This is a genomic window from Sphingobium xenophagum (assembly GCF_031457465.1).
In the GTDB taxonomy this organism is placed as follows: Bacteria; Pseudomonadota; Alphaproteobacteria; order Sphingomonadales; family Sphingomonadaceae; genus Sphingobium; species Sphingobium xenophagum_A.
In genome coordinates this window covers 1-17,343 of record NZ_JAVDWV010000019.1, presented here as the reverse complement: position 1 = coordinate 17,343, position 17,343 = coordinate 1, and the positions used below count along the sequence as shown (strand labels likewise).

Sequence of the window (17,343 nt, the reverse complement as noted above, 5' to 3'; positions counted from 1 at the left end):
AACAAAAGTTATGGTTTAATTAAAGCTCAAAGCTCGCATACAAGCTGATAATTAAGATGAACCACGACCTGCATGTAGAGATTAAACCATCAACAAGTCGCGAATCCGACAAGTGGTGCTTCAAGATCAACGGGCCGCAACACATAAGTTACGATCTTAAGAGCCTTTATTTCTCGGATCTTGTGCCGAATCCCACCATTCATCAACGCGGATAACTCTTCCATCCAAGACTTCGACGACGATGCAAGTCCGGAAACAAAAGCCTACTCCGTTCATGCGACCGGACGTGTCGCGCTGCTCGACATAACCGTCGTCTCCGTAAATACGGCGAACATTGGTAAATTTGAGACCCTCAATTGCTTCTGACAGGCCATTTATCACTCCAAACATCTGCTCTTTTCGTAGAGTTTGTTGAGTGGTATTATACCAAAGCTCCAGATCCGGAGACCAGATTTCATCCAAGCGCGCCAGATCACAAACCTCGGTTGCTCGCATCATGTCGTCAGCGAGCTGTTTCAAGCGCTCTTGATTTGACATCTTGACCTCCAAAATCCGAGAATGATGGCTGGCCGCGATTTAGCAATCACGGCCATCGGCGGCGTGCGCTGGCACGATCATGCCAGCGCAGCAGATTACGAAACGCAGCGTCCACACAGCGCGCACGACACCAATACTCGCAGCCAAACTCTAACCAACTCTAACGGAAGCCATTTGCTTTTCGCCAAAAGCATTCGACCATTCCTCGTCATTTAGCTTTGCCTTTTCCTGCATGTATTTCGGGTTAGGCTCGGTTGCTTTCTTCGAATAAGCGCTTTGCACAGCCGGACGCTCGCTCAGCGTCTGGAGCCACCGCGTTACGCTCGGGAACTGCTCCAGGTCGATACCAAACATCTTGGTTCCCATGACCCACGGCAACACTGCCATATCGGCAATCGAATACTCGCCAGCCAAGAATTCCGACACACGGAGCCTGTTTTCGAGGACCTGCGTGAGCCGCTCCGACTCCTTCAGGTAGCGGGTATGGGCGTATTCCTGCGGCGGCGGTGCATAGCGGCCAAAATGATTCAACTGGCCATACATCGGTCCCAAACCAGCGACCTGCCAGACGAGCCACTGCAAAACCAAGGACCGGCCAAGTGGATCGGACGGCATGAATTGCCCGGTCTTTTCCGCCAAATAGATAAGAATCGCTCCACTTTCGAATACCGGAAAAGGAGCGCCGCCGCCGATCGGATCCTGATCGACGATCGCCGGAATTTTGTGATTGGGATTGATTGCCGCAAATTCGGGTTTCAGGTGCTCGCCCTGGAAAATATCGTAAGGAATGACGTTGTAGGGAAGGCCTGTTTCTTCCAGCATTATCACGATTTTCCAGCCATTCGGCGTGGGACAGAAGTGGAGATCAATCATAGTTCTGGTCCTTATCTAACAGCATGCATCAACATTAGGATCACTGGCAGGCTAGGGCATAGTCTCAAGTGAAACCGGCTTTGCCTCAATCAGGCAAAAAAGCCGCCGTCTACTTCCACTTCGGCACCGGTGATGTAGCTTGCATCATCGGACAGCAGAAATGCCGTGGTCGCCGCTATCTCGCGCGGATCTCCAAATCTGCCCATCGGTATCATGCTCTGAACCGCCGCGCGCATCTCACCAGGAAATGCTGCAATCATCGGCGTGTCGGTGGGCCCGGGATTGACGGAGTTTACCCGTATGCCGTGGGCCGCGAGGTCGAGTGCGGCGCATTTGGTCATGCCGCGAACGGCCCACTTGCTGGTGCTATAGGCAAATTGGCCGGCAACGCCTCGCATCGATACACAGGAGGCGATGTTCACGATCGCGCCCCCTTTATCCTTCATTGCCTCGGCAGCTTTCTTCATGCCGAGGAAAGTACCAATTTGATTCACGCGTAGCGTTTTCTCGAACATCTCTGTTTCGGTTTGCTGAAAAGGTGCCAGTTCACCCCAACCTGCATTGTTCACCAATCCGTCGAGCCTGCCGAAGCGATCGATCGCGCTGGCTATTACAGTGTCCCAATCGCGTTCACTCGTGATGTCATGGCGGGCAAACTCAACTCCGTCGATGGGATCCTGCGGTTCCCGGAGGTCAGTCGCTATCACCCTGGCGCCTCGTTCTTTCAAGGCGCGCGCAATCGCCAAGCCCATACCCCCGGCACCACCGGTCACTACAATCACGCGCTCATTCAGCTGGGACATTGTCGTTTTACCTTTCATCAGTATCGGAAGCCAAAGCTGACACCATAGGTGGCGGGCATGCCGGCAAAGCGCGTCCCGGAGTCCGAAGCCCGGGTTGCTGTGTACCAATAATATTCATTGGTAATGTTGCGCCCCCAGATGCCAGCGCGCCACCTGCCGTCGCCCCCTTCGATCTCCGCTCGAAGATCGACCAGCGTATAGCCTTTGACGCGGTAGAGGGCTTCCTCGCCGAACCCGCCATTGGTGGAGCTGTTATATGTAGCCGTGGCACCAAGCACTGCGTTCAGACGCTCGCTGAGCGCCCAGCGATATTCGACATCGGTGTTGCCCGACCATTTCGGCGTATAGGGGAATGCCTGACCATTGAAGTCAGCGGGAATGCTCGACGGCGTCAGACCGATGAACGCGCCACGCACCTTTGAATCCACATACGTAATCGCCGAAGAAACCGACAGTCCACTAAGCGGACGGACGGCAGCACTGAACTCGAAACCCTGGACCCGCGATTTTGGAATGTTGACGAGCGCCTCGACCCCCTGAAGAACCAGATCAGAGCGAATGGACCGGATCTGCTTGTTCGCATAGTCGTAATAGAAGGCAGCACCATTGAGCTGGAGCCGACGATCGAGCAAGCCGAGCTTGAAGCCAGCCTCGTAGGCAGTCAGCTTCTCCTGCACCACCGGCGACAAGGTATTCGCCGTAGCGGCGGCCAGCGACTGATAATTCTGTGATTTGAAACCTCGGCTAACGCTCACGTAGAGCAGCATATCTCGATCTGGCTTGTAGTTGAGACCGGCACGCCAAGAAACATTGTCTTGGTCGAGGCTGCTGACAAAGAGCCCGGGTTGCAAATTGTCCTGCAACGTGAAGCACTGTCCAGGCTGAATGGTGAAACCAAGGGCTCCGCCGAGCAGTGCCGTGAATGCAGCCGCCGCCGATCCATCGCCGCTGTCCCTGGTGCATCCCGAATAATCGTGATTGACCTTCGTATAGCGAATGCCGCCCACTATGCTGAGTTCCGGAAGGATGGGCAAATCCCCGCTTGCAAAAATGCCCTTGGCCTTCACCTCTTGGCTGTTCTGATTGACGAAATTGGTACCACCGACAATGCGGGGGGTACCCGCCGGCACAAAAAGATGGGTTTGTTCGTCAACTGAGTCGGACTGGTAATTCGCCCCAACTGTGAGATTTCCGGTTTCCGCGAGGCTCATGCTCGCGCGGAGTTCCTGGAAGAACGTTTTGACCTTGCCGGAACTGATCTGAAAAAGCACCGGCACGCTCGTGCCACTGAAATCATTCGGGCTATACCGCTTGTAAACCTGATATGCGGAAATAGATGTCAACGTTAGATCGTCGCTCGCCTCATAGTTGATCCGGCCACTTACCTGCCAGAAGCTGTCACGATGCTGGTAATCCCGAGTAGGATCCCAGTCGGCGGCCCGCGCATTAGCAGGAGCAAGTGGATAGGCGGCGAAAACAGGATCCAACGGGACTAGCGGGACCGCGGGATTCTGGGTGATCAGTTGTCCGGCTTGGGATTCGGAGTGATCCCGCCAGCCGTTGACGTTGAGCTGGATTTTGAGCTTGTCGGTCGGATGCCAGTCCGCAATGATGCGGCCGAAGAGCTGGTCCTTCGCGCCAATCTTGTCGTCGCGCGTATAGCTTTTCTGCCAGCTTCCACTTTTCAGCCAGCGGCCCGACAAGCGGACGGAGAGCGTATCGGTGACAGGGCCACTGACAAAGCCAGTGAGGTTGCTTGTTGTGAAGCGACCAAACTCCCAGTTCGCGCCCGCCGATAATGTATTCATGGGCTTCGCGGCGATATAGTTGATCGCGCCGCCGGTCGAGTTTCCACCATACAGGGTGCCCTGGGGGCCTTTGAGCACCTCAACGCGCTCGATATCCAATGACGCTCCGAGCGTTCCGCCGGAAAAGGAGATCGGGACCTCATCGACGTAAACAGTCACCGCTGGACTGGCCGCCACGCTGCTATCCTGATACCCGACCCCGCGAATGGAATAGACTGGATTGCCGGAAGCGGTTTCATTGTAGTTGAAACCTGAAACGAGCTTGGCGAGCTGCGAAGGGTCGTTGACGCCGCGCGACGTCAGCGTATCGCCGGACACCGCCGTGATCGACAGGCCAACATCGTTGACCGATTGCGCGCGCTTTTGCGCAGTAACGATGATCTCGCCGACCTCTTGCTCCGAAGCGGTTTGCGCCGGCCCCTGGCTGGCCGTCGCATTGTTCTGAGCCCGCGCCGCTTGCGAAGGCCCGAACCCGATTGTGCAGCTTATAGCCGCCGACGCCATCAATATCGCCCGCATTTTCATTAATTTCAACTCCCCTCGTCTGAGCGGGTCGCCGTACGACCGTCCAGCCACATCCTCGCCATTCTATGTCCCCGATGCTTTCCGCGGGGTTGGAAGGTCCGTCTATCAACTGCGCGGTGGCAGGTCAAATATTTTTCCACGTTCGTGGAGTTATAGCTGTATGTCGTTGATATTGTGGTATTAGAGGGATGGAATTTTTGCCTGCCGATCTGGCAAGGATGTTGGCGGTTTTCCCGAACGCGAAGGCAGCGCTGGCGCGCGCTCGGGAGCAGCACGCCCCGGTCAGGCCCGATCGGTTAAGAGGTGGTCATAGGCGCGCGAACTCGATAGATGCGCAACTTGGAGTGATAGGCCCACAGGAGCGGCACCGGAGACGTCAATGATTAACCCTAGCCCTGCAGTGAGTCGCCGAAGCGCGCAACAGCGAGCCATCAAGACCCGAACAGCGTTGTTGGAAGCCGCACTGGGCGAGTTCGCTGAGCACGGCTTCGAGGGAGCCAGTATTAGGGGTATCGGTCAGCGGGCCGGCCTCGAATATACCCTTATAAAATATCATTTCTCCGACAAGGAAACGCTGTGGCGATCGACGGCCGCCTTTGCCTTCGAGAAAATCTATTCGCTTTGGGAAGAGGCGATACCGCCCGATTCGGACATGACTCCCGCCGAGCGGGTCGCTGTCGAATTTCGAACGCTTCTACGTTTCACCGTTGAGTATCCCGACTTCCATCGATTCATGGAGCGCGAAAACAGCGTCAACAGTCCAAGGCTGGAATGGCTGGCGACTGAGATGTTGAAGCCAACGCGCGATCGCATCTTGCCGCAGATTATTGCGGCCCAACAGGACGGCGAGATCATCCAGGGCGATCCCGCCCAAGTCTACCATATGCTGGTCGGCATGGCGACAGCGCTCGCCTCTCAACAAGGCGAGATGGCCTTCAACGGGTTCAAGCTGACGGATCACTCGGCGGTGGATGCTTACTGGAACCTGGTTCAGCGCGTGATCTTCCCGAGAGCCGAGCAGGGGCGACGGTTGCAGGACAGCTGGGACGAATCCTCCACTCCGAAGAAAATTGTTCGACGGCGCTCATTCGCTTCTGATAACAAGTAGAGACTTCCTGAACACGGCCTTGGCAGACGCGCGATCCTTGAACGTGAGTGCGAATTACGTGCGATCGCGGATGAGTCGTGACGGATCGATCTGGCATGATGACTTGCGTCGTTTCGGATATTTCGTGACAGACTAGGGCCCGGGGTGGTAGGAACAAACTTGGATAACATGCAGGAAGAGCGATGTTTTTCGAGGTTGATTGGGAAGACCGGGGTGGAATTCTAGTCGCCAGGTGCATGGGCATCTGGGATCAGGAAATCTTGCGCGATTTCAGGTTGGCATTGTTCAAAAGACTGGATGCTGCGCGGTGCAGTTCCTTCGATCATCTCGTAGACAGCCGCAACACAGCCCCGCAGCCCAAATCCCTTACGGATGAGATGGAAGATCTCATCAGGGATCTCAACGCGCGAGGAATGCAACGGACGGCGGTCGTGGCAACCAGTTCGATCCTGCGGATGCAGCTCAATCGCATCGGATCGTCATCCAATCGTCGGTTCTTCGAAGATGAAGCCCTTGCAAGAGCGTGGCTCACGAGCGACGGGGAAGTGGAATAGCGCTGCTGGCGCTGGTCAAAACTGGTCGCCCCGCAGCAAAGGGAAGTCGCATGCGTCGTTCGAGGCGCGGTCGTCCAAGCAAGCATGCCATAAAGGTCAAACCCGGAGCGTAAGGTCGCGCCGGTGGAGATGGCCACGATTGACGACTGCTGGAACATCCGCTCCTTGCCCCATCCCAAGCGACCGTTGCAGCGCCCCTCATTGTTGATGCGTTCGAAGCTGAGCCGCAAATCGGGGATTTGATGATTGGTGCGCATCTTGAGACACACAGAATACGGCTTGCTCAATCACGACAGTCTGCATCGACAAAGGCTCCTGCACGTCGCGGGAGCGCTCGCAGCACCGAGGCACGTAGTAACAATGCGGGAATAAGGTATCCATCCGGCGGCGCTTGCGATTACCCATAAGTATTTGAATCGCTACGGGTGTTGGAGAGAAAATTGTTGAATCGGATGAATCAGTTGTGATTCATTCACGAGCACCGTGATTGGGTTCGTGAGGTGCGCGATGCAGGCCGAGAGCGAGAAACTGCTACCTGTGGGTGACCACTGGTCGCGCAGCGAGGTCGATGAGACTGCGTTTAAAGATGCCCGTCTTGGGCGCCGGTTTGGCGATTTGCTTTGCCGCTTGAGCGATAGAATGGGAGGGACAATCCCGCTGGCCTGTCAGGACTGGGCGAGCACCAAAACCGCATATCGGTTCTTTTCCAATCCAAAGGTCGAGGAAGGGGACATCCTTGCAGGCCACCTCAAGGCGACGAAAGCGCGGCATGCTGCATCTGAGGGGCCGATCTTGGTGCTTCAGGATACGACTGAGTTCACCTATCAGCGCCGGAACCCGCATGACATCGGCTTCACCAAAAGCGTCAACAGTGGTCGCGACAAAGATGGTCGGCTTCGGCACCATGCGGTATGCGTAATCCTGATGCATTCCAGTCTGGTTATCACTCAGGATGGCCTTCCCCTCGGCCTGGCCGCAGTCAAATTCTGGAACCGCGATAAGTTCAAGGGCACTGCCCAGCTCAAGCGGAAGATCAACCCGACTCGGGTTCCGATCGAAGCAAAGGAGAGCGTTCGTTGGCTCGATAATCTCCGCCAGTCAGTCGCTCTGCTGGGGCAGCCCGATCGCTGTGTCCATGTCGGCGATCGAGAGAGCGACATTTACGAACTCTACTGCCTCGCCAAGGATCTCGGCACCCACTTCGTCGTCCGCACCGTTGTCGACAGGCTCGCTGGTAACGGCGACCACACCGTGAAAAGCGAAATGCATGAGGCTCCAAGCACGGGCACCTATAGTATCGAGGTGAGGGTCGATAATGACATGGTCGAGAGTGTGACTCTCGATATCCGGTACAAACGCATCCATATTTGCCCACCGATCGGGAAGCAGAAGCGCTACCCGGCGCTCGATCTGACGGTGATCCATGCATCGGAGGTCGGTACCCCATTGAGCCGGAAGCCGATATTTTGGAAGCTCGTGACCGATCTGGAAGTGGCCGACCTCGACGCAGCGATCGAGAAAATACGTTGGTATTCCGCACGATGGAAAATCGAAGTCTTCCATAAAATCCTGAAATCAGGATGTCGTGCTGAGGATGCCAAGCTCCGCACGGCCGATCGCTTAGCCAACCTTGTCGCGCTGTTTTGTATCGTCAGCTGGCGCGTATTGTGGATGACCATGATGGCACGTGCGGCCCCCGACGTCGACCCAACGATTGCATTCACAGCGACGGAAATTTCAATCCTCGACCGCCTCGTTACCGATAGAGGAAATCGCAGAGCAAAGCCGGGCACGCTCCAGCTCTATCTCATTAAATTGTCCCGCCTTGGTGGCTACCTCGCGAGGACGTCCGACCCACCGCCTGGAAACACCGTTGTCTGGCGAGGCCTACGCCGCCTCGTCGATATCCAGATCGGTGCGGAGCTCGCCACTTATGGGTAATCGCAAGCCTCACCGGATGCATACGGAATAAGGGCTAATTGCCAGTTGCAAAAAAAACTCGACGAACGTGGAAATTTAGACGAAGAGATGGCCCAAGTTGGTGATTCACGCTGCATGATCAGCGGGGTGGGAGAGACACATGGGCCGGTTTATCGTTCGCTTCTGGGATGGCGGCATAGTGCGTTGGGCCGAACTAGCCAGCGAACCACCCGTGACGCGCACCGACCTCATCGCCGTGCATGCGTTGCCCGTCGATGCGCGGACCACCCGCGAACTGATCGAGGCTCTAAACACAACGGTGGGTGCGGCCGAGACCGTCGAAATTCGGGCCGATCAGCTACTCAGCCCGGTTACTGACGACGCGGCGATCTATGCTCAGGGTCTCAATTATCATGCTCATGCAGCTGAGGCCTCGCATGGTCATCGCAAATCGAACCTCATCTTCGCCAAGGCAAGTTCTTCGCTGACCGGGCCGTTCAGCGATATCGTCCGTCCTGCAGAAGTCGAGCTCCTCGATTATGAGGTAGAATTCGGGATCGTGCTGCGCCGTGACATCGGAGCGAATGACAGCATCTCCGACCAGAATCTTGGCAACGCCGTTGCGGGTATCGTGCTTTGCAACGACGTCTCAGCACGCGACACGATGTTTGGCAGCGCATTCCTGCAATGGTTCCGAGGGAAAAGCTTCCGCACCTTCTGCCCGACAGGCCCGGTCCTCTGGCTGCTCGACCCGAACGAAGTGGGCCAGGCGCTGCAAGGTTTGGAGCTGAAGCTCTGGGTCAATGGCGAGATCCGGCAGCAGGCGACTTCCGACGACCTAATCTTTCGACCTGCTGAGACGATCGCCTATATCGCGAAATCTATGGATCTGCGCGGCGGCGACCTGCTTCTGACGGGAACGCCGGGCGGTGTTACCGCAGTCGCGACCCCCCGTGTGGTGGAGATCCTGAAGGATCATCTTCTCCAGGACGAAACGCGCCGCGATGAGCTGCGGGTCGAAATGGTCAAAGGACGTGCCTTCCTGCAACCCGGCGATATTGTGACGGCAACGCTGACCGGCGCCGACGGCAAGTCGCTTGGGGGGCTTGCGAATCGTATCGTCGACGCTGGTTAGGAAGGCCCGCCCCGCTGAACGTGAACGGTGCCCTACCCTATCATATTAAGGAGTAACCGATGAAGGCTATAGTCCAGAGTGCGCTTGGTGAGCCGGCGACGGTGCTGAAACTCATCGATATTCAGGACACCCCCCAGCCCGGGCCAGAGGAAGTCTTGATGGACGTCAAGCTTGCGTCTGTGCATCATGGCGATCTGGGCATGACCCGTTTCCAGCCGAGCATTCCCGAGGATGTCGGCTATGTGCGACGCGGCTCGGAGGCGGTCGGCATCGTTCGCGCGCTTGGCTTCGAGGTCGAAGGCCAAGGCAATCTCAAGGTCGGCGATCGCGTGATCGGATTTCCCGCTCTTGGATCATGGGCAGAAAGCGTCGCCATCCCGGCGCTTACGGCGATCCCTGTTCCTCCGGAGGTTGGTGACGAGGTCGCGGCACAGCTTCTTATCAACTATGTTACCGCGCGCATGATCTTGCGTGGATTGCGCAAAACCGTTTCAGACGAGGTGCTTGGCGGCGGGGCGATACTCGTCACTGGAGCGAGCACGGTCGTGGCTCGCCTGCTGCTGCATTTCCTCAACAAGGAAGGACTAAAGTCGATTGGTCTCGCCCGAAGTGCAGTGAGCGCCAAGCGAGTGGCGGATGAGCAGCGAGGCGTTCAGGTGGCCGCCACCGAAGACGCCGATTGGCAGGCACAGGTTACTTCCATTGCGGCGGGCAGGAAAATCGTCGGCGTTCTCGATTGCGTTTCCGGCGCTGTGGTCGAGGACATCGTGCCGCTGCTGGCTGACGACGCGGCGATCATTACCTATGGCGCCCTGGGCGGGGGCCAGCTCGGCGTCAACCTACCCAACATCATCAACCGCCAGTTCGTCATCCGCGGCGTGACGTTCGGACGGTGGTTCTATGAAGTCCCCAGGGAAGAGCAGATCAACGATATCCAATCGGCCTTCAAGCTCGCGGATGAATTGCCATCGCTGTTCAAGGTCGGCGGTATCTATAGCCTCGCCGATTTCCAGCAGGCCATCGCGGCGGTCGAAGCCCCGAATCGGGATGGTTTTGTCTTCCTCAAGCCATAGCAGGATGCATTCAAGTCTTGCTGGTCGCTAGAGCAACCACGTCACTCAGTCATCGCCCGTCAGCTGACCTTTAGGAAATCTGCTCCAGTGGCAAATCGTTCAAGCAAGGAGAAGCATATGATAGTCGGTATTATTGGAGCCGCTACCGTCGGCACTACGTTGGGCGAGCATTTCGCCAAGGCTGGTCACAAGGTCTTGATCACAAATAGTCGCGGTCCGGAAACACTCGCCGACAAGTTGGCAGGAATGAGTCAGCCTCTCGAACCGGTCACCATGAAGGAGTTGGCGGACGAAGCGGAAATAATCATCTTGGCTATGCCGTGGCACAAGGTAAAGAACGTCCTGCTCACCGACATCCGTTGGGATGGGCGCGTCGTCATCGATGCTATGAACATCTTTGGAAGCTATGACCCTATCCAGGTGGACGACCTCCAAGGAGATTCCGGCAGCGAGATCGTCGCCCGTCTAGCGCCATCGGCACGCGTGGTTAAAGCCTTCAATACTCTTCCATTCGAGAAAATGTTCGCTCCGGTTCCTGAAGGCTTCAGACGGGTCCTGTTCGTCGCAGGTGACGACCAAGACGCTGTCTCCGCGGTAACGACTCTGATCGACCAGATCGGCTTCCGAGCCGTTGCGATAGGCGAGCTTGCTACCGCTGGCCGACAAATGGAGCTAGGAGGCGTTTTCAGTACGCTCGAGTTGTTCGCTCCCGAGTCTCAATAAACGATCCGTGTTTGTCGGTAATTAAAGGCCATGCACGGCCACATTTTTGAGAAAATGATATGAGCAAAGTCATCATTAGCTGCGCGGTAACCGGATCAGTCCACACACCGTCGATGAGCCCACATCTTCCGCTGACTCCTGACGAGATCGCGCACGCCTCTGTCGAGGCGGCGGAGGCTGGAGCATCAGTACTTCATCTCCACGCCCGGGATCCGAAGGATGGCCGACCGAGCGCCGACCCAAAGCTTTTCATGGAGTTCCTGCCACGCATCAAGCAATCGACCGATGCCGTAGTCAACATCACAACCGGCGGCGGGCAAGGCATGTCGCTGGACGATCGGTTGGCGGCCGCATTGACCGCGTCTCCCGAGCTTGCCTCGCTGAACATGGGATCGATGAATTTCGGGCTTTTTCCGGCGCTGGGCAGGTACACCAATTTTCAGCATGCGTGGGAGCCGGCCTATCTCGAGGGGTCGCGCGACTGGATCTTTAGGAACACCTTTGCTGACATCGAGGGGATCCTGTCCCGTCTCGGCCAGGGCCATGGCACCAAGTTCGAGTTCGAATGCTATGATGTCGGGCATCTGTACACGCTCGCCCATTTCCTGGATCGCAAGCTCGTAACTCCTCCCCTGTTCGTGCAATCGATCTTCGGCGTGCTGGGAGGCCAGGGTGCCGATACCGAAAACCTGCTCCATGCGAAGCGGATTGCCGACAAGCTTTTCGGCGGCGATTATCGCTGGTCCGTCATGGCGACCGGCCGTCATCAACTCCCGTTCACCACGATGGCCGCGATCAATGGCGCGAATGTGCGCGTCGGGCTGGAGGACAGCCTTTATGCCAGGAAGGGCAGGCTCGCGACGTCCAATGCGCAGCAGGTATCAATCATTCGGTCGATCCTGGAGCAACTCTCCATCGAGATCGCCACCCCGGCGGAAACGCGCGAACTGCTTGGCCTCAAGGGCGGGGACAACGTCGCGTTCTAGCCTCGGCGTGCGCTCTTGTCCGGCACTTCCTCGTCAGGACGAAAATGATCGCGGCCGCAGTGATGCCCGATCGGCACGTAGGCCCACGGCGTTCGTCACAGACGGACCGTCCGCCTTTGCGAAAATCACACTGCGGTCGGTGGATCAGCGCAGCCAAGGGCGCGGCGGAATGTGAAGCGCCTTGAATAGCTGGCGAGCCGTTTCGAGCGGGAATTCACCGAAACCACCCGAGGCGTGGATCTGATCTACCTCTTTCAGTGGGAACGGCGGTCGCATAGAGTCCGGGAGGTCGTCGCCCCAGGCCCAGAGCGTGCCGCGAGCCAGGCTGTGGTAACCGGTCTCGACGGTGTTATCCATCACATCGCCATCGGCGTAATGCTCCCACTCGTCACCTGCCGGATCCTTCCAATAATCGAAGAACTGGCTACCGAGATTGTGGCGGCCGATCCCCCAATGATGAGTCCAACCTTTGGACTTTAGAAATTGATGGCCCTGGCCCAAGCTGTCGATGTCGAAGGTCTCGAACGAGACATGCAGCAAGCCCGGCGCCGGGCCTCCTAGGATCGCGATGCTGTGGTGGTCCGCCGGCTCGGCTCCCCGGTCAAATCTGCAAAACGCGAGAATGGCAGTCCCATCCTCGACAACTTGGATATCGCTCGGGATCACGCCTAAATGCCTCATATACCATTCCAGTGACACCGCGAAGTTCGGGCGCTGGAAGACGATATGGCCGAGCTTGAAGATCGGCGACGGTGCAAGAGGCGGTCTGACCGTGCTATTCACGCGGTTCTTGTGGAACGGTGTATTCACCGGACCGAGCTCTGCGGCCTCCAGCAAGGGATGAACCCCCGTCGCGCCATAAACCACGTCGACAGTGACGCCGACGGGATCGACCAAGCGAACCCGCTGCCCTCCGCCGGGTATGGATGCCGGCTCGACCGCTGCTCCCATAGCTTTGGAGAGCGTCACCAAGTCGTCGGCATGACGGGCGTTTACGCCGAAGCCGAGAAAAGCGTCGACATCGCCGCGTTCGACCTCGACGAGAAAGGGATCAGTCCCGGCACCGCGATAATAGCGGACATCGGCCGCCTCGCGAAGCGGCGTCAGCCCGAAATCCCGAAGAAAGCGGTCCATCGCGTCGATATCTGCACGGCGAAATCGAACGAAAGCCATGCTTTCCGCGCGAATAATCGGTTCGACGGGTACGACCGGCTTCACGTGCGGAGGCATGCCTGCTTCAGGCCCTGACTTTATTTCGCTCACGGTTCCCATGCCTGACATCGTCCATCCTCGGTTCCGAATTTTGTCATTGTGCAAGTCACAAACTGAAATCGGGCCATGACTCACTTCTCGACATGGATACGATTCAAAAGACTAACAGTCAACGGAAGTTCCACGATCGAGGAGTTTTTGTTGACAGCGTGCGGTCGTACCGGTTACCTGATCGCGGCCCTCATTTGGGCTATAGGAGAGATAAGCGATGGAATATGAGAAGAAGCCCGTCCCTAAGTCGATCGCCGTGTTTGGGGCGGCTGGGCGTATGGGGCACCCGGTAGCCGAATATGTGAACTATGCGGCGCCCGAGGTGAAGCTTCGCCTTATCACAAGTTCCCACGGCGCTGTCGCTACTTTACAAGCCAAATTCCCGAACGCGGAAGTGATCGTCGCCGACTATCTCGACGCGGCTTCGCTCGATGTTGCGCTCAAGGATATCGAGGGCATCTTCGTCGTCACGCCTTCGGGAATAGACGAAGAGTGCGCCATGGGGAACTTGGTGGCGGCCGTGGGATCAGCGGGGACCGCCAAGCACATTGTCCGCATTGTGGGTTATGTGCCAGAGACTTCTCCTGATCATGTGCCGGAAAGTCTGGCCAAGCGCGGCGGGGACGGAAGCCAGCATTATATCGCAAAGGCCGTCCTGACGAAAAGCAAGCTTCCCGTAACCTATCTGAATTGCGGCGCGACGCTGATGGACAATTTCCTGCTCGCTGCGGAAGGAATTCGGCAGAGCGACACATTCATATATCCGCCACGCGATATCCCGTTCGTCGATGCACGCGACCTGGGCGAGGTGGGTGCACGCCTTCTCCTTTCAGACGACGCCCGGCATATTGGTCAGTTCCACACGATGAACAACGGACAGGACCATCTCCTCTCGGAGGAGGTGGCTGCGCTGATGAGCGACGTGTTCAAGCGCAAGATCATTCACGACGGCAGCCGGGAAACCTTCCTCGCTGTGTTAGGCGCTTTGCTGGACCAGCGCGCCGGCCGCGCGGGCGAAGGCGAATATCGCTGGGATTTCGTGCAGTGGGAAAATAATGATGCCGTAGCCTGGTCGCTCAACAATTTCGCCGAACGCATCCTGGGCAGGAAGCCGGTAACCCTGCGTGAATGGTTCATGGAGCACAAAAGCTTCTTCGAACCCGCACCAGGCCGAAGCTAGCTCGATATGGCGCGGCTCACATTCGGCAAGAGACTTTGACAATGACCCGACAGTCGAAAATCGTCCCGATGCTCGGCGTCGGGCTCGGAGTAATGCTAGCCGCGCCGGCATGTGCAAGCCATTTCACCAAGGTCGCTTTCGATAGCGCCCCTTCAAGAATGCGCATTGCTGGGCTGTCACCGAGTACCGTTCAGGTAGTCAGTTCGCCTGGGGGAAGTGCGGCTGACCTTGGAACCAAAATCCTTCACGGGGCAACGGAAGCTCGTCCAATGACTCTTACGGCCGAGGAAAGCGCTAATGTCGAGGCGGTGAACAACTTTATCGCCGCATGGAACGCCAAAGACGGCAAACGAGCGATGTCCTTTTTTGCCGAGGAGGCCCGCTTCTCCGTGGGCAAGATTGGAATGACGCCGGACTTCAAAAAGCCGGACTTCATGGACCTATTGCAAACTGCTTTGAGCATCAAGATGGCAATAACACCCGGCACGACATGGGCGCGGGGCCCTGTCGTCAGTCATGAACGCGTCGATGAAATCATTCTTCCAAATGGGAGGATTGCTGGTAAATTTATCGGCGTGTTCACGCTACGGGACGGCAAGATCGTCGATTTTATCGACTTCGAGTTCTAAACTGATCGAACGTAACATACGCCGATGCCTGAAAGGCCTCTAATCTTACTGAGTCACGAAAGTGGACGAGGGGGGATTTGAACCGCACCGGGTCTGCCGGAGGCGTTGGGTTGTGAGTCACGCTGCCATATCAATGTTGTCCGCGGCAGCATAATATTGATCTTCGGCTTCGGCAGGCGGGATATTGCCGATGGGCTCCAGCAGCCGACGATGATTGAACCAATCGACCCATTCGAGGGTCGCGTATTCCACGGCTTCGAAGGATCGCCATGGACCACGGCGGTGGATGACCTCGGCCTTGTAGAGGCCGTTGATCGTCTCGGCTAAAGCGTTGTCATAGCTGTCGCCGACGCTGCCAACCGACGGTTCGATCCCGGCTTCAGCGAGGCGCTCGGTGTACTTAATGGACACGTATTGCGACCCGCGATCGCTATGATGGATGAGGCCGCCCCGATGGGTCGGCCGACGATCGTGGAGCGCTTGTTCCAGAGCGTCGAGGACGAAGCTGGCATGGGCCGTCCTGCTGGCCCGCCAGCCCACGATCCGTCTGGCGTAGGTGTCGATGACGAAGGCAACGTAGACGAAGCCTGCCCAGGTAGCGACGTAGGTGAAGTCCGACACCCATAGCATGTTCGGCGCTGGCGCGTAAAACTGACGGTTGACGTGATCGAGCGGGCACGGTGCCGCCTTGTCGCTGATCGTGGTGCGCACTGGCTTGCCCCGGATTACTCCTGCCAAGCCCATCTCGCGCATCAGCCGAGCGACCGTACAGCGGGCGATCGGAAAACCTTCCCGCATCATCTGCCGCCATACCTTGCGCACGCCATAGACCGCGAAGTTCTCGGAGAATACGCGCGCGATCTCTGGCTTGAGGACCACATCCTGCTGCGCCCGCGCGGATAGGCGTGCCGGATCCTGTCGCTGCGCGACGCGCTCGTGGTAAGTAGATGGGGCGATCGGCAAGACGCGGCAGATCGGCTCGACCCCATAGGCATCGCGGTGATCGTCGATAAACGCGATCATCGCCGGAACGGGCGGTCGAGCTCCGCCTGCGCAAAATATGCGGACGCCTTGCGCAGAATCTCGTTGGCCTGCCGCAGCTCTCGGACCTCGCGTTCTAGCGCCTTCACCTTGTCGGCAACTTCGGTCGGGACACCGGCGCGCTTGCCGCTGTTCACCTCCGCCTTCTTCACCCACTCATGCAGCGTCTGCGGCACACAGCCGATCTTCTCCGCGATCGACACCACCGCCGCCCAGCGCGAGGAATGATCCCGCTCGTGGTCGAAAACCATCCGTACCGCGCGCTCGCGAACTTCCGGCGCAAACTTGTTCGTTGTCTTGCTCATACAGGCTCCACCTTCTCAGGAGTTGGAGCCTCCGGCAAACCCGGCGCGGTTCAATTCGCTGCGCGACTTGTTGTGATAGGCTGCTGATTGACAGCGATGGATGAGCGGCATGGTGAGCGAGGACGGTAGCGAAGCAACGGCATTTGACGGATATGTGGAAGGGCTGATCGCGGTCATAGGGCATGCCGGTCGAGCGGAGCCGCTTCGGAATTATTGTACGGGTCTGATGATGCCGGCTGCGCGCAAAAGCGTGGAGCCGTTGGCGGCGGTCACGGCGCCGTCGCGTGTTTCTGCCAAGCACCAGTCACTTTTGCATTTCGTGGGCCAGGTGCCTGGTCTGACGAGGCGTTGACGGGGCGGGTTCGTGACTGGGCGTTGCCACGTATGATCGAGCGAGGCGGTGCGATCACCGCCTGGATTGTCGACGACACTCAGTGTCTGGCGTCCAGGCGAAGGGCCATTGCCGCCCAAGGCGTGGAGCGGAAAGGGCTGGCAGCTGATAGCCAAGTATCAGCGCCGCTTTCCGGGCTTCGATGAGAAGATTGTGTCGATGTATGCGCGGGGCATGAGCACCCGGGAGATTACCGGGCATCTTACGGCATCGATGTGTCGCCCGATCTCATCAGCACGCTGACGGACCCGGTGCTCGATGAAGTCGCCGTCTGGCAGCAACGCCCGCTCGATGCGATCTATCCGCTGGTCTTTTTCGATGCGATCCGGGTAAAAATCCGAGATGAAGGCATGGTCCGCAATAAAGCGATCCATATCGCCCTTGGCGTCCGCGCGGGACTGTCAGGATTTCCGTGTGCGGCCGGGCGGTTGATCATCAGGCCGCCATGGCTCTGATGAAACGTTCGCCGAAGATCACGGCAAATTGCGC

General features: G+C 57.6%; 16 protein-coding genes, 1 pseudogene and 1 other annotated feature. Of the genes and pseudogenes, 11 read left to right on the top strand and 6 right to left on the bottom strand.

Annotated features, from left to right (window positions below):
* Positions 1–156: 156 nt before the first annotated feature.
* The 4 genes from J2W40_RS17470 to J2W40_RS17455 form a co-directional block, all read right to left on the bottom strand.
* Positions 157–537 carry a nuclear transport factor 2 family protein gene (locus J2W40_RS17470; RefSeq protein WP_310227203.1) on the bottom strand — a complete coding sequence of 127 codons (381 nt, stop codon included), beginning with the start codon at positions 535–537 and terminating at the stop codon, positions 157–159.
* A 150-nt stretch (positions 538–687) separates the two neighbouring features.
* Entirely contained in the window at positions 688–1,410 is a 723-nt protein-coding gene (locus tag J2W40_RS17465; protein ID WP_310227201.1) for a glutathione S-transferase family protein, read from the bottom strand.
* A gap of 89 nt (positions 1,411–1,499) precedes the next feature.
* Complete coding sequence (locus J2W40_RS17460; protein ID WP_310227199.1) at positions 1,500–2,231, bottom strand: SDR family NAD(P)-dependent oxidoreductase; 732 nt, start codon at positions 2,229–2,231, stop codon at positions 1,500–1,502.
* Positions 2,231–4,546: a TonB-dependent receptor gene (locus J2W40_RS17455; RefSeq protein ID WP_310227197.1), complete on the bottom strand. Its 2,316-nt coding sequence runs from the start codon at positions 4,544–4,546 to the stop codon at positions 2,231–2,233. The genes J2W40_RS17460 and J2W40_RS17455 overlap by 1 nt, the downstream gene beginning before the upstream one ends.
* Before the next feature lie 379 nt (positions 4,547–4,925).
* Between J2W40_RS17455 and J2W40_RS17450 the strand changes: the two genes are divergently transcribed.
* The 7 genes from J2W40_RS17450 to kce all read left to right on the top strand — a co-directional run bounded on the left by J2W40_RS17450 (position 4,926) and on the right by kce (position 12,045).
* Positions 4,926–5,654: a TetR/AcrR family transcriptional regulator gene (locus J2W40_RS17450; RefSeq protein ID WP_310227195.1), complete on the top strand. Its 729-nt coding sequence runs from the start codon at positions 4,926–4,928 to the stop codon at positions 5,652–5,654.
* A gap of 182 nt (positions 5,655–5,836) precedes the next feature.
* On the top strand, positions 5,837–6,208 hold the full coding sequence (locus J2W40_RS17445; protein ID WP_310227192.1) for a hypothetical protein: 372 nt from the start codon (positions 5,837–5,839) through the stop codon (positions 6,206–6,208).
* A 507-nt stretch (positions 6,209–6,715) separates the two neighbouring features.
* Complete coding sequence (locus J2W40_RS17440) at positions 6,716–8,149, top strand: IS4 family transposase (RefSeq protein ID WP_310227190.1); 1,434 nt, start codon at positions 6,716–6,718, stop codon at positions 8,147–8,149.
* Positions 8,150–8,288: 139 nt separating this feature from the next.
* Complete coding sequence (locus tag J2W40_RS17435; RefSeq protein WP_310227188.1) at positions 8,289–9,263, top strand: fumarylacetoacetate hydrolase family protein; 975 nt, start codon at positions 8,289–8,291, stop codon at positions 9,261–9,263.
* Between the two features lie 59 nt (positions 9,264–9,322).
* The gene (locus J2W40_RS17430) at positions 9,323–10,336 is read left to right on the top strand and encodes an alcohol dehydrogenase catalytic domain-containing protein (protein ID WP_310227186.1); all 1,014 of its coding nucleotides are present in this window, start codon (positions 9,323–9,325) and stop codon (positions 10,334–10,336) included.
* An 87-nt stretch (positions 10,337–10,423) separates the two neighbouring features.
* Complete coding sequence (locus tag J2W40_RS17425; protein ID WP_310227184.1) at positions 10,424–11,059, top strand: NADPH-dependent F420 reductase; 636 nt, start codon at positions 10,424–10,426, stop codon at positions 11,057–11,059.
* A gap of 59 nt (positions 11,060–11,118) precedes the next feature.
* On the top strand, positions 11,119–12,045 hold the full coding sequence (gene kce / locus J2W40_RS17420) for a 3,5-dioxohexanoate:acetyl-CoA acetone transferase (protein ID WP_310227182.1): 927 nt from the start codon (positions 11,119–11,121) through the stop codon (positions 12,043–12,045).
* A gap of 144 nt (positions 12,046–12,189) precedes the next feature.
* Here kce and J2W40_RS17415 read toward each other — a convergent pair whose 3' ends face one another.
* Positions 12,190–13,326: a VOC family protein gene (locus tag J2W40_RS17415; RefSeq protein ID WP_310227180.1), complete on the bottom strand. Its 1,137-nt coding sequence runs from the start codon at positions 13,324–13,326 to the stop codon at positions 12,190–12,192.
* A gap of 199 nt (positions 13,327–13,525) precedes the next feature.
* Here J2W40_RS17415 and J2W40_RS17410 point away from each other — a divergent pair, with 199 nt between their 5' ends.
* A complete protein-coding gene (locus J2W40_RS17410; protein ID WP_310227178.1) occupies positions 13,526–14,488 on the top strand; it encodes an NmrA family NAD(P)-binding protein in 963 nt (320 codons plus the stop codon).
* Between the two features lie 41 nt (positions 14,489–14,529).
* Entirely contained in the window at positions 14,530–15,117 is a 588-nt protein-coding gene (locus J2W40_RS17405; protein WP_310227176.1) for a nuclear transport factor 2 family protein, read from the top strand.
* 117 nt (positions 15,118–15,234) lie between these two features.
* Here J2W40_RS17405 and J2W40_RS17400 read toward each other — a convergent pair.
* Positions 15,235–16,463, bottom strand: a protein-coding gene (locus J2W40_RS17400) for an IS3 family transposase (protein WP_310227174.1) whose coding sequence is annotated in 2 segments (ribosomal slippage) — positions 15,235–16,175 and positions 16,175–16,463 — 1,230 coding nt in all. Because the reading frame shifts where the segments join, the coding sequence is not laid out codon by codon here.
* Positions 16,066–16,182 (bottom strand) — a sequence feature (AL1L pseudoknot). (Overlaps the previous gene by 117 nt.)
* Before the next feature lie 100 nt (positions 16,464–16,563).
* Here J2W40_RS17400 and J2W40_RS17395 point away from each other — a divergent pair.
* Both J2W40_RS17395 and J2W40_RS17390 read left to right on the top strand, forming a co-directional pair.
* Positions 16,564–16,815, top strand: coding sequence for a transposase (locus J2W40_RS17395; RefSeq protein ID WP_409050399.1), 252 nt, complete (start codon positions 16,564–16,566; stop codon positions 16,813–16,815).
* 198 nt (positions 16,816–17,013) lie between these two features.
* Positions 17,014–17,309 (top strand): annotated as a pseudogene (locus J2W40_RS17390) (transposase).
* Positions 17,310–17,343 lie beyond the last annotated feature (34 nt).